Here is a 23,716-nt window from a genome sequence, read left to right as displayed (position 1 = left end):
GATTCGGGAGTGGTAATCATGAGTAAACGGGATTACTATGAGGTGCTGGGAGTTAGTAAGAGCGCTTCAAAGGATGAAATAAAAAAAGCTTACCGTAAGCTCTCCAAAAAATATCATCCAGATATTAATAAAGAGCCGGATGCAGCGGATAAATTTAAGGAAATAGCTGAAGCTTATGAAGTATTAAGTGATGATCAAAAAAAGGCCCACTATGATCAATTCGGCCATACTGATCCAAATCAAGGATTTGGCGGCGGAGCTGATTTCGGAGGCGGCTTTGGCGGATTTGAGGATATCTTTAATACGTTCTTTGGCGGCGGCGGTTCTAGAAGAAGAGATCCAAATGCTCCAAGGCAGGGTGCTGACCTTCAGTACACGATGACGGTAACTTTTGAGGAAGCAGCGTTTGGTAAAGAAACCGATATTGAAATTCCCCGCGAGGAAACGTGTGGAACCTGCAGCGGTTCCGGTGCTAAGCCGGGAACAAAGCCGGAGACATGTAACCATTGTCATGGAACAGGTCAATTAAATGTTGAACAGAATACTCCGTTCGGTCGGATTGTTAATCGCCGGACATGTCATTATTGTAATGGAACAGGGAAAGAAATTAAAAATAAATGTTCAACCTGCGGCGGAACAGGAAAAGTGAAAAAACGGAAAAAAATCCATGTAAAAATTCCTGCTGGTATTGATGATGGCCAACAATTAAGGATGGCTGGTCAAGGAGAAGCAGGTATTAATGGAGGTCCAGCAGGAGATCTTTATGTAGTTTTCCATGTGCGTGACCATGAGTTTTTTGAAAGAGATGGCGATGACATTTATTGTGAAATGCCAATCACTTTTGTTCAAGCGACATTGGGGGATGAAATTGAAGTACCTACCCTGCATGGAAAGGTTAAGCTAAAAGTGCCTGCAGGAACTCAAACAGGAACCCAGTTCCGCTTAAAAGGAAAAGGTGTTCCAAATGTTCGCGGCTATGGTGTCGGTGATCAACATATCATTGTCAAAATCATTACGCCGACCAAGTTGAATGATAAGCAAAAGCAGCTTCTTCGTGAGTTTGCTGATATTAGTGGAAATGCACCAATTGGTGAACATGAAGAAAGTTTTTTCTCTAAAGTAAAACGTGCCTTTAAAGGTGAGTAAGGATTGGAGTTGGTAGTATGAAATGGTCCGAAATTAGTATCCATACAACAAATGAGGCAGTCGAACCTATTTCTCATATATTGCATGAGGCTGGAGCAAGCGGTGTAGTCATTGAAGATCCATTTGAGCTGACAAAGGAGAGGGAAGACCAATTCGGGGAAATCTACCAACTTAATCCCGACGATTATCCGGAGGAAGGGGTAATTGTCAAAGCGTATTTACCTGTAAATAGTTTTTTAGGGGAAACGGTGGATGCCATTAAGGAATCAATCAATAATTTGATTATTTATAATATTGATATTGGCCTAAATAAGGTGACCATCAGTGAAGTGAATGAAGAAGAATGGGCAACCGCCTGGAAGAAGTATTATAATCCAGTAAAAATTTCTGAGAAATTCACGATTGTTCCAACATGGGAAATTTACACTCCGGTGAGCAGTGATGAACTAATCATTGAATTGGACCCTGGGATGGCATTTGGAACTGGAACACACCCGACAACCGTTATGTGTATACAGGCTCTAGAAAGAACCGTTAAGCACGGCGACAGAGTAATTGATGTTGGTACAGGTTCTGGCGTATTAAGTATCGCAGCAGCCATGCTTGGTGCTCTTGACGTGAGAGCCTATGATCTTGATGAAGTCGCAGTTACCCAAGCTAAATTGAATATCAAGCTGAATAAGGTAAGTGAGTCTGTCTCTATTTCGCAAAATAATTTGCTTGATGGTGTAGAAGAGACTTCTGCGGATGTCGTTGTGGCTAATATTTTAGCTGAAGTGATATTAAGGTTTACCGATGATGTGGCGAAGGTCTTAAAACCAGGTGGGTGCTTTATCGCATCCGGCATCATTCAGCAAAAGAAAGACCAGGTCAAAGAGGCTCTTGTTGAGTCTGGCTTTGAAATAACAGAAACGATTTTAATGGAAGATTGGGTTGCGCTAATTGCTAGAAGGGTATAATGGATAAAAAAGGAGCTTAGACTCCTTTTTTTAATTTCATGGCTTTAATAATCAATATTTTTTTAGTAAAATAAAGAGTAAAATGTTTTTAAAGAGGGTGCATCGTGTGCAACGCTACTTTGTTAAAGACCGAGCAAACGGAAATCGTTTTATGATTGATTCCGAAGATCGACATCATATTTTAAAGGTCATGCGCATGCATATTGGTGATCAACTCATGTGTGTGGACCCGCAGGGGAAAACGGCTGTATGTGAAATTGCAGAAATTACCGATGAACAAGTCGTTGCAGACGTTGTACAATGGAAAGAAGAAAATTCTGAGCTTCCGATTTCTATTACAATCGCCAGCGGTCTGCCAAAAGGAGACAAGCTGGAGTGGATTATTCAAAAGGGGACTGAGCTTGGTGCCCATGGATTTATGCCCTTTTCAGCGGCAAGGTCCGTTGTAAAATGGGATGACAAAAAAGCAGCGAAAAAAATAGAGAGATGGCAAAAGATTGCCAAAGAAGCTGCGGAACAATCCCATCGTGCTATTTTACCAGAAGTGTCCAACTTGGTAAGCTTTAAAAATTTGCTTGCGGAAAGCAAAAACTTTGACTATAAATTAGTTGCATATGAAGAAGAAAGCCGAAGCGGGGAAACTTCGATTTTTTCCTCCACTCTTCAAAAAATGGAAAATGGTCAATCACTTTTATTCGTTTTTGGACCGGAAGGTGGATTAACGGAGGAAGAGGTTCGGCTTTTAAAAGAAAATGGTTTTTCTATTTGCGGATTGGGTCCGCGGATTTTACGAACGGAAACGGCGCCTTTATATTCACTTGCGGCGATTTCCTATCATTTTGAATTAATGAGGTGAGTTCTAATGGCAACAGTCGCGTTTCATACACTTGGATGTAAGGTAAATCATTATGAAACTGAGGCCATTTGGCAGTTATTTAAACAAGAAGGTTACGAACGGGTCGATTTCGAAGCGATTTCCGATGTATATGTGATTAACACTTGTACGGTAACAAACACGGGTGACAAAAAAAGCCGACAAGTGATTAGAAGAGCTGTAAGGAAAAATCCGGATGCTGTTATATGTGTCACCGGTTGTTATGCACAAACATCCCCGGCAGAAATTATGGCCATTCCCGGGGTGGATATTGTAGTGGGAACACAGGATCGGATTAAAATGCTTGGTTATATCGAGCAGTATAAAAAAGAGCGTCAGCCAATTAATGGCGTAGGGAACATTATGAAAAGCCGTGTTTATGAGGAACTGGATGTACCTTCATTCACAGATCGAACGCGCGCTTCATTAAAAATCCAAGAAGGCTGCAATAATTTTTGTACCTTCTGTATTATTCCATGGGCACGCGGCTTAATGAGATCACGTGATCCAAAAGAAGTCATTCATCAGGCACAGCAGCTTGTGGATGCCGGCTATAAAGAAATCGTGTTGACAGGTATTCATACCGGCGGTTATGGAGAGGACATGAAGGATTATAACCTTGCAGCGCTCCTTCGTGATTTAGAAGCGCAGGTGAAAGGGTTAAAACGCCTTCGTATTTCATCGATTGAGGCAAGTCAGATCACTGACGAAGTCATTGAAGTCATTAAATATTCAAATATTATTGTCCGCCATTTGCATATTCCGATTCAGTCCGGATCGAATACGGTCTTAAAGCGGATGCGCCGGAAATATACAATGGAATTTTTCGCTGAAAGATTGGATCGTTTAAAGGAAGTACTTCCAGGTCTAGCTGTTACATCCGATGTAATTGTTGGTTTCCCGGGTGAAACAGAAGAAGAGTTTATGGAAACTTATCATTTTATTAAGGAGCATAAATTCTCTGAACTCCATGTCTTCCCGTATTCTAAAAGGACTGGTACTCCTGCTGCACGAATGGAAGATCAAATTGATGAGGAAGTTAAAAATGAGCGGGTTCACCGTCTCATTACTCTTTCCGATCAATTGGCGAAAGAATATGCTTCACAATTTGAAGACGATGTTCTTGAAGTTATACCGGAAGAAGAATATAAAGAGGAACCAAATTCCGGTTTATATGTTGGATATACAGATAATTATTTAAAAGTTGTACTTTCGGCAACAGAAGAAATGGTTGGGAAAATTGTAAAAGTGAAAATTACGAAAGCCGGATACCCTTATAATCAAGGGCAATTCGTTCGGATTGTTGAGGATACTACAGTAAAAGAATTGTTTATAGAAGAAGAAGCTGCCATGTAAGGACCCTATATTCGGGTCCTTTTTTCTTTGAAAGGGGTATCCTATATTCAGCAGCAGATTTCATTTTACTTCGCCATATCCATTGAATCGTGAAGGGAGCAAACAAATGACAACTGTCAAGATTGCTGCAATGATTGATCATACTTTGTTAAAACCGGATGCAACCAGGCAACAAATTGAAACCCTTTGCCAAGAGGCAATAGAGTATAAATTCTTTTCCGTTTGCGTGAATCCTGCATGGGTAAAAACTTGTAGTGATTTATTAAATGGAAGTGATGTTAAGGTTTGTACGGTTATTGGTTTTCCATTAGGAGCGACAACATCCGAAACAAAGGCATTTGAAACAAAAAATGCGATTGACAACGGTGCTGATGAAGTTGATATGGTTATTAATATTGGGGCATTAAAGGACCGTAATGACCAATTAGTGGAAAGTGATATTCGGGCTGTTGTGGATGCTGCAGAAACAAGGGCGTTAACGAAAGTAATCATTGAAACAAGTCTTTTAACTCAGGAAGAGAAGATTCGTGCCTGCCAGCTTGCCGTTCAAGCTGGTGCTGACTTTGTAAAAACCTCTACAGGTTTTTCTTCCGGTGGGGCTACAATAGAGGATATTTCGTTGATGAGACAGGCTGTGGGTCCGGAACTGGGTGTAAAAGCATCCGGCGGGGTTAGAAGCACTGAGGATGCACTTAAAATGATTGAGGCAGGCGCAACAAGAATTGGAGCAAGCTCAGGTGTTGCCATTCTTAAAGGGCTAACCGTTACAAGCTCCTATTAAAAAAGACGGCCTTCATGGCCGTCTTTTTAAGCTTTTTTTCCATGTAAATATAAAATCATTTCTCCAAATTTTGTCGCAAACGGCAAAACAATAATGGAAGTAGCCACATTAAAGATCACGCTAATATGTGCAAGTTGTACATCTTTATGGCTGGCCAGCAGATCTGCATGTTCGGTTAGATAGGGGATGAGCGGGATAAACAGTGCAACCCCAAAGACGTTCAGCCAAACATGGGCATATGCCGCAAGCCTGGACTCTTTACCACCGCCGATAGAAGCAATAATAGCTGTAATACATGTCCCAATATTGGCTCCAAGCATGATGGCAATTCCGGCGTCGAGTTGAAGGAGCCCGGCTGTTAAAAATCCCATTGCAATCCCAGTCATGGCGGTGCTGGATTGAATTATTGCAGTAATGAATGTTCCTGTAAGCAAACTAAGGAAAATATGATCATTAATTAAGAGAATATATTTATTTATATAGCTCAGCGATGTTAAAGGATGTGCTAATAATTCAAATCCTTTCATTGCCGTGAAAACAGAGGCAATTCCAAATAAAAGCATTCCTATGCTTCTCGCCTTTCGATTTTTAAGGATGATTAGAAAGGCGCCCAAAATAGCTAATGGTGCTAAAATAGCATCTATATCAAAAGTAATTAACTCAGTCTTAAAGGTTGTTCCAATATTTGTTCCTAAGATAATCCCAATCGATTGCGGGAAGGTCATAATCCTTGCTGAAATCAATCCAATTGTGATGACCATTACGGCGGAACTGCTTTGGAGCAGTGCTGTGATAAATGTCCCTGTTACCATCCCTTTTAAAGGGGTCCTCGTTAATTTAATCAGCCATGTCCTCAATTTTTCTGCAGATAAATTAAATAATCCAAACCTTATAATGGTCATTCCAAATATAAATAATAAAATACAAAGAACAAATAATATGATGTATAGCATGTCTTTAGGCCCCCTCGCTTCATTCTATGGCCTATATTGTTAGGACATGCCACTTTTAGGGGAAAATTAGACATATTTTCATTAATTATTCTTGTCAATTATGAATAAAAAATTAAAAAGCTTGGATAAGCACCTGTAATTAATATTGACCTTGTTTCAAGGTTATATTATAATTGCAAGGTACATGGATTGAATGTAAGTGTGTTGTGTTTCGGAGGGAGGGAAAGAGAATGTCTAAAACCGTCGTTCGTAAAAACGAATCGCTTGAAGATGCTCTTCGTCGCTTCAAACGTACTGTATCAAAAACAGGTACTTTGCAAGAGGCAAGAAAGCGCGAATTCTACGAAAAACCAAGTGTAAGACGTAAGAAAAAGTCTGAAGCAGCAAGAAAACGTAAGTTCTAAGAGAGGGTGTAATTTATGAGTCTTCTCGAGCGTTTAAATAATGAAATGAAACAAGCAATGAAAAACAAGGAAAAAGACAAACTCAGTGTGATTCGGATGGTGAAAGCTTCACTGCAAAATGAAGCGATTAAGCTTGGTTCAAGTGAGCTGTCTGAAGAACAAGAGTTAACAGTACTTTCTCGCGAAGTAAAACAACGCAAAGACTCCCTCCATGAATTTGATAAAGCAGGTCGCGAAGACCTTGTTGATAAATTGCGCACGGAACTCTCGATCGTTGAGTTGTATATGCCAAAACAGCTTACTGACGAAGAGGTATCGGATATTGTAAAAGAGACAATCGCTGAAACCGGTGCAACATCAAAAGCGGATATGGGAAAAGTGATGGCTGCGATTATGCCGAAGGTAAAAGGTAAAGCAGATGGATCACTTGTAAATAAACTTGTACAACAACACCTTTCATAATTATTCTGACATCAAAGCCGCAGGCATATAATGCCTGCGGTTTTTATTTTTAATAATTATGCTATGTTAAAGGAGAATGTTGATTTTTGAACAGTGTTGATTGGAGTGGAAGGCACGAAGACTCCTCGAAAATGCTAACGCATTTTCTTCGTGCGTGGGCGGATTCAAGGAAGCAATTCAGTGTCCTGGGGGAGTACGGGTACAGGGGAGACCCGCAGGAGCGAAGCGACGAGGAGGCTCCCCGAACCGCTTGTGGTTGGAGTGGAAATCAACAACTAAGTTTAACAGCCAATAATTTATGCATTCTGGTTTTAAATATCCAAGAAGGTGAAACTTTAACCAATGTCGAACGTAAATATAGCAATAGATAGAGAAGGGGGGATTTAATTGGTTGCTTTTCTTACGGATCCAATTGTCATAACCGTTCTATTAACCATCGCTGGTGTTGGTATTGTCATGGAACTTTTTTCTCCCAAATTTGGGATACCTGGGTTTATTGGTGTGTTTGCCCTCCTATTATTTTTTTACGGACATTATCTCGCCGGACTTGCTGGGGTTGGTTCATTTGTCCTTTTTGTTGCCGGAATCATCCTCATATTTTTAGAACTATTTCTGCCGGGGGCAATCTCCGGGACCCTTGGTTTGGCAGCGCTTATCTTCAGTCTCTTCTTAGCTGGTGGAGACACCCTGCAAATGGGCATCTCCATATTAATCGCTTTATTTTTTTCGATTTTGATGTTTTTTATTATGATCAAAATTTTTGGTAAAAAACTTGTTCTCTTTAATAAAATGATACTCTTTGATTCAGCAAGAAAAGAGGATGGGTATGTCTCAAATATCAATCGAACAGATCTTTTGGGCATGGAAGGGACAGCTCTCACCATTTTACGCCCGGCTGGTACTGCCATTTTTAACACTGAACGGGTGGATGTGGTCAGCGAAGGAGGCTTTATTGATCAAAATGCAAAAATAAAGGTCATTAAGGTTGAGGGAGCACGTATAGTTGTGAGAGAAATTAAATAATTAGGAGGTTGTTTCATTATGCCAAGCGGAACGATTTTTGTCATTGCAATTATCATTGTCGCACTCATTTTCTTAGGGATCTTATTATCCTTTGTTCCTGTGATGCTTTGGATTTCAGCACTTGCTGCCGGTGTACGTGTAAGCATCTTTACACTGGTTGGAATGAGACTTAGAAGGGTAACGCCAAGCAAGGTAATTAATCCGTTAATAAAGGCTCACAAAGCGGGGTTAAACGTAACGACCAATCAGCTTGAAAGCCATTACCTGGCCGGAGGTAACGTTGACAGGGTTGTAAACGCCCTTATTGCCGCACACAGGGCAAATATTGAATTATCGTTTGAACGCTGCGCAGCCATCGATCTTGCGGGCCGTGATGTGTTAGAGGCTGTTCAAATGAGTGTCAATCCTAAAGTGATTGAGACCCCCTTTATCGCGGGTGTTGCAATGAATGGGATTGAAGTTAAAGCCAAAGCAAGAATTACCGTTCGGGCCAATATAGAGCGCCTTGTCGGGGGGGCAGGTGAGGCAACCGTCGTGGCTCGTGTAGGAGAAGGGGTTGTATCAACCATTGGTTCCTCTGAAAGCCATAGTAAAGTGTTAGAAAACCCTGATTCCATTTCGCAAACCGTTTTATCTAAAGGACTAGATGCTGGAACAGCTTTCGAAATTCTTTCCATTGATATTGCGGATGTTGATATTGGTAAAAATATTGGTGCGGAACTTCAGATGGAGCAAGCGGAAGCGGATAAGAAAATTGCCCAGGCAAAAGCGGAAGAACGCCGGGCTATGGCTGTAGCCCAAGAACAGGAAATGAAGGCAAAAGTCCAGGAAATGAGGGCCAAGGTGGTCGAGGCTGAAGCAGAAGTACCGCTTGCTATGGCCGAAGCGCTTAAGTCTGGAAATATTGGGGTTATGGACTATATGAATATTAAAAATATCTCAGCGGATACGGATATGAGAGGATCGATAGGCAAGATAACGGGTGATAAAAAAGACGATCTCTAAAACGGCCGCCATCCATAAGGAATAATCTAAGGAGGATCGGTCATGGAAACCATTATTTTTTTAATTATTATCGGTGTTCTTTCATCTGTTTTTGGAAAGGCAAAAGCAAATAGGACACCATCAAAGAATAAATCTTTCACGTTTAATCAATTTGATGAATTTCGTGAAATTTTTTCGGAAAAAGTTACGCCAAAACAAGTAAAATCTATTAACAGAATAGAAGAACCTACTGTCACTCCGCGGAATATCGAAATCAACTATGACCAAATTAAGCAGGAAGCTGAATCTATCACCACCGGGGTCAGCAGGGTGCATGAGAGGCAAAGGGTTGAAGATCTGAAGCCCCAAGCATTGGATAAAGAAGATCATAATGAATTAATTTCGGATAGTCCTGATGCGCAAACCCTAATTAATGGAATCATCTGGTCAGAGATCTTGGGTGCTCCTAGAGCAAAAAGACCGTTTTATTCAAGAAGACGCTAAAATAATAAACCTGGTTTTGAAAAGGAAAAAGATGTGCTAGAACTTCCTTACATTTCATAAATATGAGATGAAAGGGGGTTCTTTTTTTATGGCAAAAAAATGGGGGCAACTTGTCCGGAATTGGATGACAAAGAATATGGATCTTCCTCAAGATGTCATGATGGATTTACCCCGTATCACGATGATTGGCCAGATTCATATCTATATCGAGAACCATAAAGGTTTATTGACCTTTACTGATAAAGAACTCCGCCTGCTTTTAAAACAAGGGCAGCTTTTGATAAAAGGTAAGTCCTTCGTGATTAAAACCATTTTACCTGAAGAGATTTTATTGGAAGGAAGAATTGATCAGGTCATCTATATAACTGAAAATCCGGGAGGAACAAAATGAAAAACCAGTGGATTGAATTTTTATTTGGCAGGGTAACAGTAAAAGTTACGGGGAGAGGAATTGAAAGATTCTTAAATGTACTAAGCAGAAATGGCCTGCTCGTTTGGAATGTTAAAAGGCATGGAACTGAAACGATTACGTTTAAAATGAGGCTGCAGGATGCACTGAAAATAAGACGGTTTGCCCGAAAAAGTGAATGTTCCATCAGCTTCTTACAGCGGAGCGGTGTTCCGTTTTTATTTAAAAGATTATTAAAAAACAGCGGCTTTTTGGCAGGAGCTGCTTTGTTCTTACTTATCATTTTAGTGTTATCCAATGTTATCTGGGGAATTGAAATAAAAGGAGCTAAGCCTGCAACAGAGCACAAAATTCGCAAAGAATTGGACAAGATGGGGGTGAAAATTGGCAAACTACAGTTCTTTGTTGATAACGTGGAGGGTATTCAAAGAAGGCTGACAAACAATATCAACGACCTTACATGGGTCGGTGTGGAGTTGAACGGGACAACCTATCACTTTCAAGTGGTTGAAAAAAACGAGCCAAAGAAGCCTAAAAAATTTGCTCCCAGGAATTTAGTCGCAAAGAAGAAAGCCATAATTGCTAAAATGTATGTTGAAGATGGACAACAAGTCGTTAATATCAATGATCATGTTGAGCCAGGTCAATTACTGGTTTCAGGGGAAATCGGGATGGAAGGCAAAACAAAAGCGATTGCTGCAAAAGGAGAGGTATGGGGAGAGACGTGGTATAAAAGTCACGTAGAACTCCCCTTTGAAACCAATTTTACTGTATTCAACGGTAAGGAAAAGGAGAAACATTTTGTAAAGGTAGGAAATTTTGAAATTCCTGTATGGGGGTTTGGAAAACCGGAATTTAAGGAATATGAAACAGAAACGAATGAACACAAAATTCACTTTTTAAAATGGGAATTGCCTGTTTCCTTTGTTAACAAAACTCTCCGTGAACGTGAAGAAATTAAAAGAAGTTATACTGTAAAACAAGCTGAACAAATTGCACTTGAGATGGCTAAAAAAGAAATAAAAAGTCATTTAGATGAAGATGCTATTATTAAGGATGAAAAAATTTTACACAAGTCAATTAAGAATGGTAAAGTTATACTAGATATCCATTTTAAGATAATCGAAAATATAGCAATCGGACAACCAATAACCAAGGAGATACATGAATGACAGTAAACCTAAAAACAATCAATATGCAGCTGGAAAATCCAAATGAGGCGATTGCGCTTTTAGGAAATGCAGATGCTAATATTAAAATTATCGAACAAGAGTTAAATGTTTCAGTCGTCACTAGAGGGGAATCTGTTAGCTTATCCGGGGATGAAGAAAAGGTTATTCTTGCGGGACAGGTTCTTGACAAACTAGTTGTATTAATTCGTAAAGGAATAAACATTAACCAAAGGGATGTTCTTTATGCCCTTCGAATGGCTGAAAAAGGAACACTAGAGTACTTCGTCAATATTTATGATGAAGAAATTGCCAGGACAGTAAAAGGAAAATCTATTCGGATTAAAACAATTGGTCAAATGCAGTATGTAACAGCAATCAAGAAGAATGACCTTGTGTTTGGAATTGGTCCGGCAGGTACCGGTAAAACCTACCTAGCGGTTGTCATGGCTGTCAACGCGCTAAAAAATGGTCAAGTAAATAAAATTATTTTAACCAGGCCTGCTGTTGAAGCGGGTGAAAGCTTAGGATTTTTACCCGGTGATTTAAAGGAAAAAGTTGATCCGTATTTAAGGCCGCTGTATGATGCGCTTCATGATGTTTTGGGAGCAGAGCATACCGGTAGGCTGATAGAGCGTGGTACAATTGAAATCGCCCCGCTTGCATATATGAGGGGACGGACATTAGAAGATGCATTCGTTATTTTAGATGAAGCCCAAAATACAACGAATGCCCAAATGAAAATGTTTATAACCCGTCTCGGATTTGGTTCGAAAATGGTTATTACAGGAGATCAAACACAGGTTGACCTTCCAAAAGGGGTTAAATCGGGTTTAATTGTTGCAGAGGAAATTTTATTAAATGTTAAGGGCATTTCATTTATTTTCTTAGAACAAAGTGATGTTGTCCGTCATCCATTGGTAGGCAGGATCATTGAAGCGTATGAAAAGAAAACAGTAAAACATTAAAAATGGGGATAGACCTTAAAAAATGGGTTTATCCCTTTTTTTTATTTTGTTATAATGATTAATCCATTCTATTTTGCAGATGAAACTTATCTTAAAAACTGTTATCATTTTACATAAAGCTTGCATCAAGAAAAACAGCTAGTTATTGATAAATTTTTATCCGATTAAAATGAAACGTACATAACGATTTGATTTTTATGGTTTTAAAAACCCATAATAATGGTGAAGGAACCTTGCATTTGGGTCTTTTAGGGAGGATAAAGATGGAAAAAATGCAGCAACATTTTATTCGAATACGTAAGCTGTTAGATTATACGTTTTTTCGTGTATTATTTTTTCTTGTTTTAGGATTAGCTTTATATGCTTCAATGTACAGTAATGTAAAACCTGAAAAATTGGACTTAAGTTTGTTTTCTGTTGCTGAAAAAACTATACGCTCGCCTGCGACCATTGAGGATAAGAAAAGTACAGAAATTAAGAGGCAAGAAGCTGTAGACCAAGTTCAGGATGTCTATACTCTAAAGAAGGAATATACGCAAAACAGAGTGGATTTAATTACTTCCATTTTTGATACGGCTTCAGAAATTAATGATGAGGAAAGTAAGAGCACAAAAAAAGAGAATGACGTAAAAACCACTCATGACGAGGAGCCTAGTGTATCTGAAAAGGTATCGAAGTTAAAAGATAATTTAACTGAAAATGTTACAAAGGATTTACCTGATTCTGTTTTTACTGCACTTGTACAGGCTGATAAAGATGAACTCTCTATCACCAAGGATCTAACCGTTACCGCGATTAATAATGTTATGACGAAAAGAATTTCTACGAATGATGTGGAGAATGCCAAAAAAAGGGTGGAAGAGGAATTAAAATATTCGACATTGAATGATGACCTTAAAAGTGCAGCCATAGAACTCGGCAGATATGCAGTTGTGCAGAATGAATTTTACGATCCAGTGGCAACGGAGGATTTAAGAAAGCAGGCTGCAGAAGGTGTGGAATCTGTGAAAATCCTTCAAGGGCAAATTATCGTGGAGGAAGGGGAATTAATTAATCAGGAAATTTATCGGCAGTTAAAGCTTGTCGGTTTATTAGATAATGAAAAATCCTATAAACCATTCCTGGGATTATTTATTCTGATTACCATTATTCTTTTAGCTGTTAACTATTATTTTTATCAAACAAAAACCCAGCAGGAAAAACGTCAGACAAATCTGCTTTTGTTTGGGATTATTTTTGTCCTGTCCATCTTTATTTTAAAGGTCATTAGCATGCTGCAAATCTTTAATTATTCAGGGATTGGCTATTTATTCCCGGCAGCAATGGGCGGGATGCTGATTAAGATTTTAATTGATGAAAAGCTTGCGATTCTAACATCGATCATTATGGCGGTTTGCGGCAGTATTGTCTTCAATGAAGGTGTAACTGGAACCCTGAATTTTTCAGAAGGAATTTATATTCTTTTTAGTTCACTTGCAGGGATTTTGTTCTTAAGTTCCCATAACCAGAGGTCAAAAATATTACAGGCCGGTTCGATTACAGCAGGTGTCAATCTTATAACGATTTGGGCGTTAATGTTCCTTCCAAATGGCCAATTTTCTGGTCTGGAATATGGGTATTACTTTTTAACTGCACTCGTTTCAGGCATTGCCTCTGCTGTTTTAACCATTGGTTTGCTTCCTTTATTTGAAGCTAGTTTTGGGATTCTTACAACCATGAAGCTGATAGAATTATCAAATCCGAATCATCCGCTTTTAAGAAAAATATTAATGGAAGCACCAGGTACTTATCATCATAGTGTCATGGTTGCTAACCTTTCAGAATCAGCCTGTGAAGCGATTGGGGCAAATGGTTTGTTAGCACGGGTCGGTAGTTATTATCATGATATTGGGAAAACACGGAGGCCAAACTTTTTTATTGAAAATCAAATGCATCTTGAAAACCCGCATGACAAACTGCCGCCGGAAAAAAGTGCGAATATCATTATTGCCCATGTGACGGATGGGGCCAATGAATTAAAGAAATATCATATGCCAAAAGAAATTATCGATATTGCAGAACAACATCATGGAACCTCTTTACTAAAGTTCTTTTACCATAAGGCACTGCAAAATGAAGAGGAACCTAAGGAAGAGGATTTTCGCTATCCTGGTCCAAAAGCACAAACAAAGGAATCGGCTGTCGTTGGAATCGCCGATAGTGTCGAGGCCGCTGTCCGCTCTCTTACACAGCCTACTCCGCTATTAATCGAATCCCTTGTTAAAAAAATTGTCGCGGATCGTCTCCAGGATGGGCAGTTAAATGAATGTGATTTAACTTTAAAAGAACTTGAAGCGGTAACCCATACTCTATGTGAAACATTGAAGGGGATTTTTCACTCGAGAATTGAGTATCCAGAAATGACTAAGAAGGTGAAGCAAGCATGAATTTAGTGATTGATTTTTTAGATGAAACGAATGAATTGTCTGATGAACAAATCAAAGAGATTGAAAATCTGTTAACCTTTGCTGCTGATAAACAGAAGATTGAAGATGGAAGCGAAGTTTCTCTAACATTTGTTTTGAATGACAGGATACAAGAAATAAATCGTGAATATCGCCATAAAGATTCCCCAACAGATGTCATATCCTTTGCAATGGAGGAGCCTGGGGAAGGGGAAATTGAATTAGCAGGTATGGAAATGCCGCGCGTTTTGGGTGATATTATCATCTCGATTCCAAAAGCGAAGGAACAAGCCGAGGAATATGGGCATTCTTTTTTACGGGAGCTTGGTTTCCTCTCCGTTCATGGATTTTTGCATTTATTAGGCTATGATCATATGACGGAGGAAGATGAAAAGGAAATGTTTACGCTGCAAAAGGAAATTTTAGATGAATATGGACTCACGAGGTAAGGGTAAGACGATTCCATTACTACGTTCCTTTGCCTATGCAATAGAAGGGATTAGGACAGCTATAATAGCTGAAAGAAATATGCGGATTCATCTCCTTTTTTCTTTCCTTGTAATCGGAGGATCATTTTTCTTTTCGATAACAAGAATGGAGTGGCTGTTTATCATTTTAGCAATTAGCGGCATGTTTGCCTTAGAGCTAATCAATTCAGCAATTGAGCGTGTTGTTGACCTTGTGACGGAGGAATATCACCCGCTTGCCAAACAAGCTAAGGACCTTGCTGCGGGTGCTGTCTTCCTTTACGCCATTTTTTCGGTTATCATTGGAATCATTGTATTTTTTCCATATATCCGAGAGTTATTTTCGTAAACTTTTTCAACCATTCTTAAAAAATATTGGAAATTGTGAAGTTGTTTACAAATAATTGACTTTTGGGAAAATTCTAAATTTTTTTATTACGTTTTTGCTACAAGTAATGATTTTATTTGGAAAATGAGGTAAAATAAAGTAAGCAGAAATTTCCTGCTTGAAAGGAAGAAGATTTGTGAACATTCAGCAACTAATTGAAGAAGCAAAAAAAGCAAGAGAAAAAGCCTATGTTCCTTATTCAAAATTTGGTGTTGGTGCTGCACTGCTGACAACTGATGGAAAAGTTTATCATGGCTGTAATATCGAAAACGCTGCATATAGCATGTGTAATTGCGCTGAACGAACGGCCCTTTTTAGTGCCTATGCGTTAGGAGATCGTGATTTTCAACTGCTGGCAGTTGTTGCAGATACCGACCGTCCTTGCTCTCCTTGTGGTGCATGCCGCCAAGTTATTTCTGAGCTATGCCCTAGGGACATGAAAGTCGTATTAACGAATCTAAAAGGTGATACTTTAGAAATTACAGTGGAAGACTTACTTCCTGGTGCTTTTTCACAGGAGGATCTGCATGCTGAATAATTGGAACGAAAACAAAGGCTATAAATCAGGGTTTATTTCCATCATAGGAAGGCCAAATGTAGGGAAATCAACATTTCTAAATCGAGTTATTGGTCAAAAAATTGCCATTATGAGTGACAAACCGCAAACGACTCGAAATAAAATTCAAGGTGTGCTCACACTCGATGATACCCAGATGGTTTTTATCGATACACCTGGAATTCATAAACCAAAACACAAATTAGGCGACTTTATGATGAAGGTTGCTCAAAATACACTAAAAGAAGTGGATTTAGTTTTATTTATGGTAAATGCAGAAGAAGGATTTGGCCGTGGCGAGGAATTTATTCTTGAAAAATTCCAAACTGTCAACACACCGATTTTTCTTGTGATTAATAAAATTGATCAAATTCACCCTGATGATCTATTGCCGATTATTGAGTCTTATAAAGAAAAATATCCGTTTAAAGAGATTGTTCCAATCTCAGCCCTTGAAGGAAACAATGTCGAGCGTCTTTTAGATCAAATAAAGACATATTTGCCGGAAGGACCGCAATATTATCCAGCGGATCAAGTAACTGACCATCCGGAAAGGTTTATTATTACAGAGTTGATAAGAGAGAAAGCGCTTCATTTAACAAGAGAAGAAATCCCTCATTCCATCGCAGTCGTTCTTGATAAAATTGAACGTCCAGCGGGGAAAGATATTATTAATGTAATGGCGACCGTTATAGTTGAAAGAGACTCGCAAAAAGGGATTATTATTGGAAAACAAGGCAGTATGCTCAAGGAAATTGGTAAACGTGCCCGTGTGGATATTGAAAATCTCCTTGGGTCAAAGGTGTTTTTAGAGTTATGGGTAAAAGTCCAAAAAGATTGGCGGAATAAAATGTCCCAGCTTCGCGATTTTGGCTTTAATGAAGATGAATATTGAACGAATCACCCTAACTAAAATATTATCCTTTCAATCAAATTATGCATGGACAACATTAACAAATTTTTCGTCTTATGATTTTGGCAAAGGCAGGCTATGATAAGTGTAAGGTTTGGGATATTTAAGGCTAGTCTAAATAATGAAAGGTGGGGTTTTCGATGATGGATTTTACGTGGAAAGTATTTACCCAAACAGGTAATATTGACACATATCTTCTCTTTAAAGAGCTTGAGAAGGAAAACCAAGAAATACCCGGAAATCAGAATGAAGATCTAGCGGAACTTGATTTTCCCATTTCATAAGCACGTCTTTCGCATCCATTGGATGGTGATATCATGCTTCAGAAATGTGAAGGCATCATCATTAGAACGACTGATTACAGTGAAACAAATAAAATTGTAACCATATATACCAGGGAATGGGGGAAGGTTGGCGTTATGGCTCGAGGAGCAAAAAAGCCTAACAGCCGGCTATCCTCCATTACCCAGCTTTTTACACATGGATATTTTCTTATCCAAAAGGGTACTGGCCTAGGGAGTTTACAGCAGGGCGAGTTGGTTACTTCAATGCGTTCAATTGGTGAAGATATATTTTTAACCGCATATGCGAGTTATATTGTTGAATTAACGGATAAATGTACAGAGGACCGAAAGCCAAATCCTTATCATTTTGAATTGTTATTTCAAACATTAAATTATTTAAATGAAGGTTACGACCCTGATGTTCTAATGAATATTTATGAGATGAAAATGTTAAATGTATTGGGATTGTATCCAACATTAAATCAATGTTCCGTTTGTGGCAGTACAGACGGGCATTTTTCTTTTTCTATTCGAGAAGGCGGGTTAATCTGCCATCGTTGCTTGGAAAAAGATCCCTATCATTTAAAAATTTCACAGGCTACAGTAAAATTACTGCGCTTATTTTATTATTTCGACTTATCAAGGTTAGGCAATATTTCAGTAAAACCAGAAACAAAAGCGGAGTTAAAAAAGGTCATTTCAACATATTATGATGAATATTCCGGACTTCATTTAAAAACAAAAAAGTTTTTAAGTTCTATGGATCAATTTCGAAATCTTTTATGATTGTTGTGTTGACTTTTTACCTTGTTTTAGGTAATATTTTCTTTAAAATAAATAATTGCCATGATGGAAAAGAGTACTTAGAAACTTCTATAAAAGCGAACCTAGGATGGTGGAAGCTAGGTTATAGAACTCCAAGGAAGGGCGTTCCTGAGCAATCATGTGCTGAAATGCACATTTAAAGAGGCTGACTTTATTTTCAGCAAATAGGGTGGAACCGCGGGTTAACTCTCGTCCCTATGCTTATTCAAGAGCATAGAGACGGGAGTTTTTTATTTTATTGGCTTTGTTAAAGAACAATGATGATTTTTAAACAAAGTTGATTGGAGCGGAAGGTGCGAGACTCCAGCGGGAGCAGCGGGACAGGTGAGACCCCACAGGCGCTTTTAGCGCCGAGGATGCTCACCGCCCGCCCCGCGGAAAGAGAGCATCCTGGAGTGTAAATCAACAACCAGTATAACACAGCCATTTTATTAAAAAAGGAGACGAAAAAAATGAGTGTAACAATGGACCAAATTGTATCCCACGCTAAACATAGAGGCTTTATTTTTCCGGGATCTGAAATTTACGGAGGACTTGCAAATACATGGGATTACGGCCCATTAGGTGTTGAATTTAAAAACAATATTAAACAAGCTTGGTGGAAAAAATTTGTACAGGAATCTCCCTATAACGTAGGTTTAGATGCAAGTATTTTAATGAACCCTAGAACATGGGAAGCTTCCGGCCATATCGGTAATTTTAATGACCCAATGATTGACTGTAAGAATTGTAAAGCTAGACACCGCGCCGATAAATTAATTGAAAATGCTCTTGAAGAAAAGGGTATTGAGATGATTGTAGACGGTCTATCTTTTGATAAAATGGAAGAGCTCATTAAAGAGCATAACATTGCCTGTCCTGACTGTGGAAGCCACGATTTCACTGGCATCCGTCAATTTAATTTAATGTTTAAAACTTTCCAAGGGGTAACCGAAACAAGTACGAATGAAATTTTCCTTCGTCCTGAAACAGCCCAAGGAATTTTTGTTAACTTTAAAAATGTGCAAAGAACGATGAGGAAGAAACTTCCATTTGGTATTGCGCAAATTGGCAAGAGTTTCCGTAATGAAATTACACCGGGTAATTTCACCTTCCGTACAAGGGAATTTGAACAAATGGAATTAGAGTTCTTCTGTAAACCGGGAGAAGAGTTGGAGTGGTTTAATTATTGGAAGGGATTTGCTGAAAAATGGCTGCATTCATTAGGTTTAACTAGAGAAAACTTGCGTCTTCGCGATCATTCGGAAGATGAACTTTCACATTATAGTAATGCAACCACTGATTTTGAATATAAATTCCCGTTTGGCTGGGGAGAACTATGGGGCGTAGCTTCAAGAACTGATTATGATTTGAAACAACATATGCAATTTTCCGGTGAAGACTTTAATTATATTGATCCGGAAACAAATGAAAGATATATTCCGTTTTGTATTGAGCCTTCATTGGGAGCGGACCGTGTAACCCTTGCATTCCTTATTGATGCTTACGATGAGGAACAGCTTGAAGATGGAACATCACGTACAGTGATGCATTTCCATCCTGCTTTAGCTCCAATCAAGGCTGCAGTTCTTCCGTTATCGAAAAAACTTTCTGAAGAAGCAAAAGAAGTGTTTGGCACATTATCTAAATATTTTACTGTGGATTATGACGAAGCAGGTTCAATTGGTAAAAGGTATCGTCGCCATGATGAAATTGGTACGCCTTACTGCATTACCTATGACTTTGACTCAAAAGAAGATCAGATGGTTACAGTAAGAGATCGGGATACTATGGAACAAACACGTATTCCAATTGCTGAACTTGTAAGCTTTTTACAAGAAAAGATGGTGTTTTAAGAAATTTAAAAAGGTGCGGGATTCCGCACCTTTTTGAAATGTTATCTTTTTAACTTAAGATAAAAATCGTATATAATATTGCTAAAGAAGATTAATTGTCGCTATATTCATGAGCGAGTAAGGCGGTGAGGAAAATCGAACTGACAAAAAGGCAAGAGCACATTTTACAAATTGTTCAGGATAATGGTCCGATAACGGGAGAACATATTGCTGAACAATTAAATCTGACAAGGGCCACACTTAGACCAGACTTAGCGATTCTTACGATGGCCGGGTATTTAGACGCACGGCCTCGCGTTGGCTATTTTTATACAGGCAAATCTGGAACTCAGCTTTTAACGGAAAACTTGAAAAATTTTTTAGTAAAGGATTATCAGTCTATTCCCGTTGTAGTGAATGAGAATGTTTCAGTATATGATGCGATTTGTACTATGTTCCTTGAGGATGTAGGTACATTATTTGTGGTGGACCAAAACACCCTTTTGGTAGGGGTTTTGTCCCGAAAGGATTTATTGCGAGCGAGTATAGGAAAGCAAGAGCTGACATCCATACCCGTTAACATCATCATGACAAGAATGCCCAATATTACAATGTGTGAAAAAGAGGACCTATTAATTGATATTGCCCAAAAATTAATTGATAAACAAATTGACGCTTTACCGGTGGTAAGAAAGACTGACAAAGGTTTCGAAGTAATTGGCAGAGTTACGAAAACAAATATTGCAAAAGCTTTTGTTGCTCTTGGGAATGAATAAGGTAAAGAATTTGCAGAGGAGCTGTTTAAGGGGAATGAATATACCGATTATTTACGTTGTATCTGATTCAGTGGGGGAAACAGCTGAATTGGTAACCAAAGCAGCAATTAGCCAATTTAATGGATCAGGGATGGTTTTAAAAAGATATCCCTATGTTGAAGATAAGGAACATATTGATGAAGTGATTTCGCTGGTATTAATGGATCAAGCGATGATTGCCTTCACGTTGGTAAAACCTGAAATGCGTACATATATGATGGAAAAGGCAAATGAATCGGGAATCCATACGGTTGATTTAATGGGTCCATTGATGGATCAAATTCAGGTTTTTAGCGGGAAAACACCTTTATGTGAACCAGGGTTAGTAAGAAAACTAGATGAAGATTATTTTAAAAAGGTTGAGGCTATTGAATTTGCTGTAAAGTACGATGATGGAAGGGACCCGCGCGGAATTCTCAAGGCGGATATCGTGTTAATTGGGGTATCAAGAACTTCAAAAACGCCTTTATCGCAGTATCTTGCTCATAAACGGTTAAAGGTTGCCAATGTTCCTTTAGTACCGGAAGTAGACCCTCCTGAAGAATTATATAAGGTTCCCGCCGAGAAATGCTTTGGACTAAAAATCAGCCCTGAAAAATTGAATAATATCAGAAGAGAACGCTTGATTGCCTTAGGGTTAAATGATAGCGCCAGCTATGCGAACATTGAGCGGATTAAGGAAGAATTATCTTTCTTTGATCAAGTTGTACAGAAAATCAGCTGTCCGGTAATTGATGTAACCAATAAGGCAGTAGAAGAAACCGCGAATGTCATTTTAAATTATTTTCATAAAAATAGACGGTGACACATAATCTCTTTTGATTATGTGTTTTTTCTGTAAACAATTGGCTTGAAAAAAAGAAAATAAAATGATGGTAAAATCAAAATGAATATACTATAATAAAAAATTGTGATAAAAATGAATCTTTTAGGTTTAGACTTGCATGTGAACGAATAAACTATTTATTGTTAGATGTCAAGGAAACTCTCCTAAAAAAAATTCGACATAATTCCTTTTATAAAAGTTACCGGCTAAAGAAGGAATATGTGGGTTGATGTAGAATTATTACTACTATTAACGGCAGTCCGACTATTTTTGTCGATGCGACTCTTGCCCAGTAAAAGAGGAATTTGTCGAAATTGCTTCTGGTTTTTCTGATAAAGTTCTTTTTGTCACTTCCTATGACTCATCATAGAATAAAGGTTTCTACATACTCAGTTTGGAAATATGTTGATTCTAGGATAGAAACCGCTGATTTGGGAAAGGACAAAACCTTTTAGTTCACAAGACCGGGCAAAATTTATCATGCATTAAGAAAAAAATGTCGAAAATTGCAGGAATTTAATTATTCTTTGTAGAATAATTGTTTGAACAAATGGAGTTGTTTTTCATGGCTGACCGAATTGCAGATGAAAAAATAGACCAAATTCGTCAGGCTGTTGATATTGTTGAAGTAATCAGTGATTATGTTCAACTTAAAAAACAGGGTAGAAATTATTTTGGATTATGCCCATTCCATGGAGAAAATACCCCATCATTTTCCGTTTCATCCGATAAACAAATTTTTCATTGCTTTGGATGTGGCGCGGGCGGAAATGCTTTTACATTTTTAATGGAGCTTGAAGGTATTTCTTTTCAGGAAGCTGCTGTGAAGTTGGCAGAAAAGGCGAATATTGAGCTTCAAGTGAATTTCTCCCATGATGGAAAAGAGAAACGAATTTCAAAAGATCTTCAATCCATGCAAGATGCTCATGAACTTTTACGTAAATTTTATCATCACTTGCTTGTAAACACAAAAGAGGGTCAGCATGCATTAGAATATTTGCTTAAAAGAGGCTTTACCAGGGAATCGATTGATAAGTTTCAAATAGGCTATTCTTTAAATTCTTGGGATTTTGTTTATAAATTTCTTACAAAAAGAGATTTTCCACCGGAATGGATGGAGAAAGCCGGTTTGATTATCAAGCGTGAAAAGGACGGAACCTATTTCGACAGATTTAGGGATCGTGTCATGTTTCCAATTTTTGATCGAAATGGTAAAACGATTGCTTTTTCAGGGAGATCTCTAGGGGCTGACGAGCCCAAATATTTAAATAGTCCCGAAACAGCAATCTTTAATAAGAGTAAAATTTTATATAATTTTCATTTGGCAAGGCCAAGTATGAAAAAAGCTCAGCAGGCTGTTTTATTTGAAGGCTTTGCAGATGTTATTGCTGCAGACCGGGCCGAAGTTGAAAATGGGATTGCTACCATGGGTACGGCGCTGACAGAGGAGCATATATCCTTGTTAAGGCAAAATGTTCAATCTGTTTTGATTTGCTACGATTCCGATAAGGCTGGAATTGAAGCAGCCTATCGTGCAGGGAGATTGCTTGGCGATACGGGTCTTCAGCTTAAAGTAGCAATGATGCCCGAAAACAAAGACCCAGATGAATATATTAATAAATTTGGCCCTGAAAAGTTCCGCAATGAAGTAATAAGCGCAAGCTTAACCTGGATGTCTTTTAAGTTCCTTTATTTTCGAAGAGGAAAAAATCTTCAGCTTGAAGGAGATAGGCTAACCTATATCGAAGAAATAATTAAGGAAATAAGTAAATTACAAATGGCTGTTGAAAGGGATCATTACCTAAGACAGCTTGCGGCTGAATTTTCGTTATCGCTCGATGCTTTAAAGCAACAGCAAAAACAAATCTTTTTTGCAGAAAAAAAGAAATCAAATGCGACCAATGTACCGCTTAATAAAACAATTATTAAGCCGGTGAAAGTGAATGATTTAAAACCTGCACACATCAATGCAGAACGGTACTTAATTGCCCATATGCTTAAAAATAGAGATGTTGCCTACAAGGTACAGGAATTATTGCAGGGGCAAACGTTTAATGTGGATGAACATCAGGCAATAATAACCTATCTGTTTGGATTTTATGAAGAACATCTCCAGCCTGACTCAAGTGCTTTTTTATCCTATATCCAAGATGATAATCTCAGAAGTTTGGTTGCAAACATTGAAATGATGTCCATTAATGATGAATTAAGCAGCCAAGAATTAAATGATTATATCAAACAGGTGTTGAATTATCAAAAAATGTTAAAGATAAAAGAAAAAGAACTTGAAGAAAGAGAAGCTGATCGAAATAAGGATTACAAGAAGGCAGCTGCAATTGCAATGGAAATTATTCAATTACGAAAATCACTTTAGTACTCATTATAGTGTCTT

Annotated in this window: 26 protein-coding genes and 1 other annotated feature; of the genes, 25 read left to right on the top strand and 1 reads right to left on the bottom strand. The window is 38.4% G+C overall.

The features are described from left to right. Positions 1-18 precede the first annotated feature (18 nt). From dnaJ to deoC, 5 genes are all read left to right on the top strand, one after another. Positions 19-1,146, top strand: coding sequence for a molecular chaperone DnaJ (gene dnaJ / locus RCG21_RS25790; RefSeq protein ID WP_026572401.1), 1,128 nt, complete (start codon positions 19-21; stop codon positions 1,144-1,146). 17 nt (positions 1,147-1,163) lie between these two features. Further along, a complete protein-coding gene (gene prmA / locus RCG21_RS25785; RefSeq protein ID WP_133334503.1) occupies positions 1,164-2,105 on the top strand; it encodes a 50S ribosomal protein L11 methyltransferase in 942 nt (313 codons plus the stop codon). A gap of 106 nt (positions 2,106-2,211) precedes the next feature. After that, positions 2,212-2,961: a 16S rRNA (uracil(1498)-N(3))-methyltransferase gene (locus tag RCG21_RS25780; RefSeq protein WP_133334504.1), complete on the top strand. Its 750-nt coding sequence runs from the start codon at positions 2,212-2,214 to the stop codon at positions 2,959-2,961. 6 nt (positions 2,962-2,967) lie between these two features. After that, positions 2,968-4,335, top strand: a complete 1,368-nt coding sequence (mtaB, locus tag RCG21_RS25775; protein ID WP_133334505.1) for a tRNA (N(6)-L-threonylcarbamoyladenosine(37)-C(2))-methylthiotransferase MtaB — start codon at positions 2,968-2,970, stop codon at positions 4,333-4,335. 106 nt (positions 4,336-4,441) lie between these two features. Further along, the gene (gene deoC, locus RCG21_RS25770) at positions 4,442-5,116 is read left to right on the top strand and encodes a deoxyribose-phosphate aldolase (protein ID WP_133334506.1); all 675 of its coding nucleotides are present in this window, start codon (positions 4,442-4,444) and stop codon (positions 5,114-5,116) included. Between the two features lie 26 nt (positions 5,117-5,142). Here deoC and RCG21_RS25765 read toward each other — a convergent pair whose 3' ends face one another. Further along, positions 5,143-6,069 (bottom strand): Na/Pi symporter, encoded by a 927-nt coding sequence (locus RCG21_RS25765; protein ID WP_133334507.1) that lies wholly within the window; start codon positions 6,067-6,069, stop codon positions 5,143-5,145. A 230-nt stretch (positions 6,070-6,299) separates the two neighbouring features. On the opposite strand from RCG21_RS25765, the gene rpsU reads away from it, so the two are divergent. The 20 genes from rpsU to dnaG all read left to right on the top strand — a co-directional run bounded on the left by rpsU (position 6,300) and on the right by dnaG (position 23,698). Then, entirely contained in the window at positions 6,300-6,473 is a 174-nt protein-coding gene (gene rpsU / locus RCG21_RS25760) for a 30S ribosomal protein S21 (protein WP_026572407.1), read from the top strand. A gap of 15 nt (positions 6,474-6,488) precedes the next feature. Next, the gene (locus tag RCG21_RS25755; protein WP_026572408.1) at positions 6,489-6,935 is read left to right on the top strand and encodes a GatB/YqeY domain-containing protein; all 447 of its coding nucleotides are present in this window, start codon (positions 6,489-6,491) and stop codon (positions 6,933-6,935) included. A gap of 86 nt (positions 6,936-7,021) precedes the next feature. Further along, positions 7,022-7,306, top strand: coding sequence for a hypothetical protein (locus tag RCG21_RS25750; RefSeq protein ID WP_308913887.1), 285 nt, complete (start codon positions 7,022-7,024; stop codon positions 7,304-7,306). A 16-nt stretch (positions 7,307-7,322) separates the two neighbouring features. Continuing rightward, a complete protein-coding gene (locus RCG21_RS25745) occupies positions 7,323-7,958 on the top strand; it encodes an NfeD family protein (protein ID WP_133334508.1) in 636 nt (211 codons plus the stop codon). An 18-nt stretch (positions 7,959-7,976) separates the two neighbouring features. Continuing rightward, a complete protein-coding gene (gene floA, locus RCG21_RS25740; RefSeq protein WP_308913886.1) occupies positions 7,977-8,963 on the top strand; it encodes a flotillin-like protein FloA in 987 nt (328 codons plus the stop codon). Positions 8,964-9,005: 42 nt separating this feature from the next. Beyond that, complete coding sequence (locus RCG21_RS25735; RefSeq protein ID WP_133334509.1) at positions 9,006-9,446, top strand: YqfB family membrane protein; 441 nt, start codon at positions 9,006-9,008, stop codon at positions 9,444-9,446. Positions 9,447-9,534: 88 nt separating this feature from the next. Further along, the gene (gene yqfC / locus RCG21_RS25730; RefSeq protein WP_026572411.1) at positions 9,535-9,837 is read left to right on the top strand and encodes a sporulation protein YqfC; all 303 of its coding nucleotides are present in this window, start codon (positions 9,535-9,537) and stop codon (positions 9,835-9,837) included. Next, on the top strand, positions 9,834-11,027 hold the full coding sequence (yqfD, locus tag RCG21_RS25725) for a sporulation protein YqfD (RefSeq protein ID WP_133334510.1): 1,194 nt from the start codon (positions 9,834-9,836) through the stop codon (positions 11,025-11,027). The genes yqfC and yqfD overlap by 4 nt, the downstream gene beginning before the upstream one ends. Next, positions 11,024-11,992: a PhoH family protein gene (locus RCG21_RS25720; protein ID WP_133334511.1), complete on the top strand. Its 969-nt coding sequence runs from the start codon at positions 11,024-11,026 to the stop codon at positions 11,990-11,992. The genes yqfD and RCG21_RS25720 overlap by 4 nt, the downstream gene beginning before the upstream one ends. A gap of 263 nt (positions 11,993-12,255) precedes the next feature. After that, on the top strand, positions 12,256-14,418 hold the full coding sequence (locus RCG21_RS25715; RefSeq protein ID WP_133334512.1) for an HD family phosphohydrolase: 2,163 nt from the start codon (positions 12,256-12,258) through the stop codon (positions 14,416-14,418). Further along, on the top strand, positions 14,415-14,885 hold the full coding sequence (ybeY, locus tag RCG21_RS25710; RefSeq protein ID WP_133334513.1) for an rRNA maturation RNase YbeY: 471 nt from the start codon (positions 14,415-14,417) through the stop codon (positions 14,883-14,885). Before RCG21_RS25715 ends, ybeY begins: the two co-directional genes overlap by 4 nt. Next, complete coding sequence (locus RCG21_RS25705; RefSeq protein WP_133334514.1) at positions 14,863-15,252, top strand: diacylglycerol kinase family protein; 390 nt, start codon at positions 14,863-14,865, stop codon at positions 15,250-15,252. Before ybeY ends, RCG21_RS25705 begins: the two co-directional genes overlap by 23 nt. 175 nt (positions 15,253-15,427) lie before the next feature. Beyond that, complete coding sequence (locus RCG21_RS25700) at positions 15,428-15,829, top strand: cytidine deaminase (protein ID WP_026572417.1); 402 nt, start codon at positions 15,428-15,430, stop codon at positions 15,827-15,829. Beyond that, complete coding sequence (gene era / locus RCG21_RS25695) at positions 15,819-16,742, top strand: GTPase Era (protein ID WP_133334515.1); 924 nt, start codon at positions 15,819-15,821, stop codon at positions 16,740-16,742. Before RCG21_RS25700 ends, era begins: the two co-directional genes overlap by 11 nt. A 158-nt stretch (positions 16,743-16,900) precedes the next feature. Continuing rightward, a complete protein-coding gene (locus RCG21_RS25690; protein ID WP_081810619.1) occupies positions 16,901-17,044 on the top strand; it encodes a YqzL family protein in 144 nt (47 codons plus the stop codon). Positions 17,045-17,077: 33 nt separating this feature from the next. Next, complete coding sequence (recO, locus tag RCG21_RS25685; protein ID WP_133334516.1) at positions 17,078-17,830, top strand: DNA repair protein RecO; 753 nt, start codon at positions 17,078-17,080, stop codon at positions 17,828-17,830. Positions 17,831-17,881: 51 nt separating this feature from the next. Then, positions 17,882-18,069, top strand: a binding site (T-box leader). Between the two features lie 252 nt (positions 18,070-18,321). Further along, the gene (locus tag RCG21_RS25680) at positions 18,322-19,704 is read left to right on the top strand and encodes a glycine--tRNA ligase (RefSeq protein ID WP_133334517.1); all 1,383 of its coding nucleotides are present in this window, start codon (positions 18,322-18,324) and stop codon (positions 19,702-19,704) included. Between the two features lie 125 nt (positions 19,705-19,829). Then, positions 19,830-20,459 (top strand): transcriptional regulator CcpN, encoded by a 630-nt coding sequence (ccpN, locus tag RCG21_RS25675; protein WP_035423590.1) that lies wholly within the window; start codon positions 19,830-19,832, stop codon positions 20,457-20,459. 34 nt (positions 20,460-20,493) lie between these two features. Next, the gene (locus RCG21_RS25670; protein WP_133334518.1) at positions 20,494-21,303 is read left to right on the top strand and encodes a pyruvate, water dikinase regulatory protein; all 810 of its coding nucleotides are present in this window, start codon (positions 20,494-20,496) and stop codon (positions 21,301-21,303) included. A 586-nt stretch (positions 21,304-21,889) separates the two neighbouring features. After that, positions 21,890-23,698: a DNA primase gene (dnaG, locus tag RCG21_RS25665; protein ID WP_133334519.1), complete on the top strand. Its 1,809-nt coding sequence runs from the start codon at positions 21,890-21,892 to the stop codon at positions 23,696-23,698. The last annotated feature ends 18 nt before the right edge of the window (positions 23,699-23,716 follow it).

It is taken from the genome of Bacillus salipaludis (assembly GCF_030938565.1).
GTDB lineage: Bacteria > Bacillota > Bacilli > Bacillales > Cytobacillaceae > Neobacillus > Neobacillus salipaludis_A.
The sequence above is the reverse complement of the archived record's forward strand: the minus strand, read 5'-3'. Positions and strand labels throughout refer to the sequence as shown.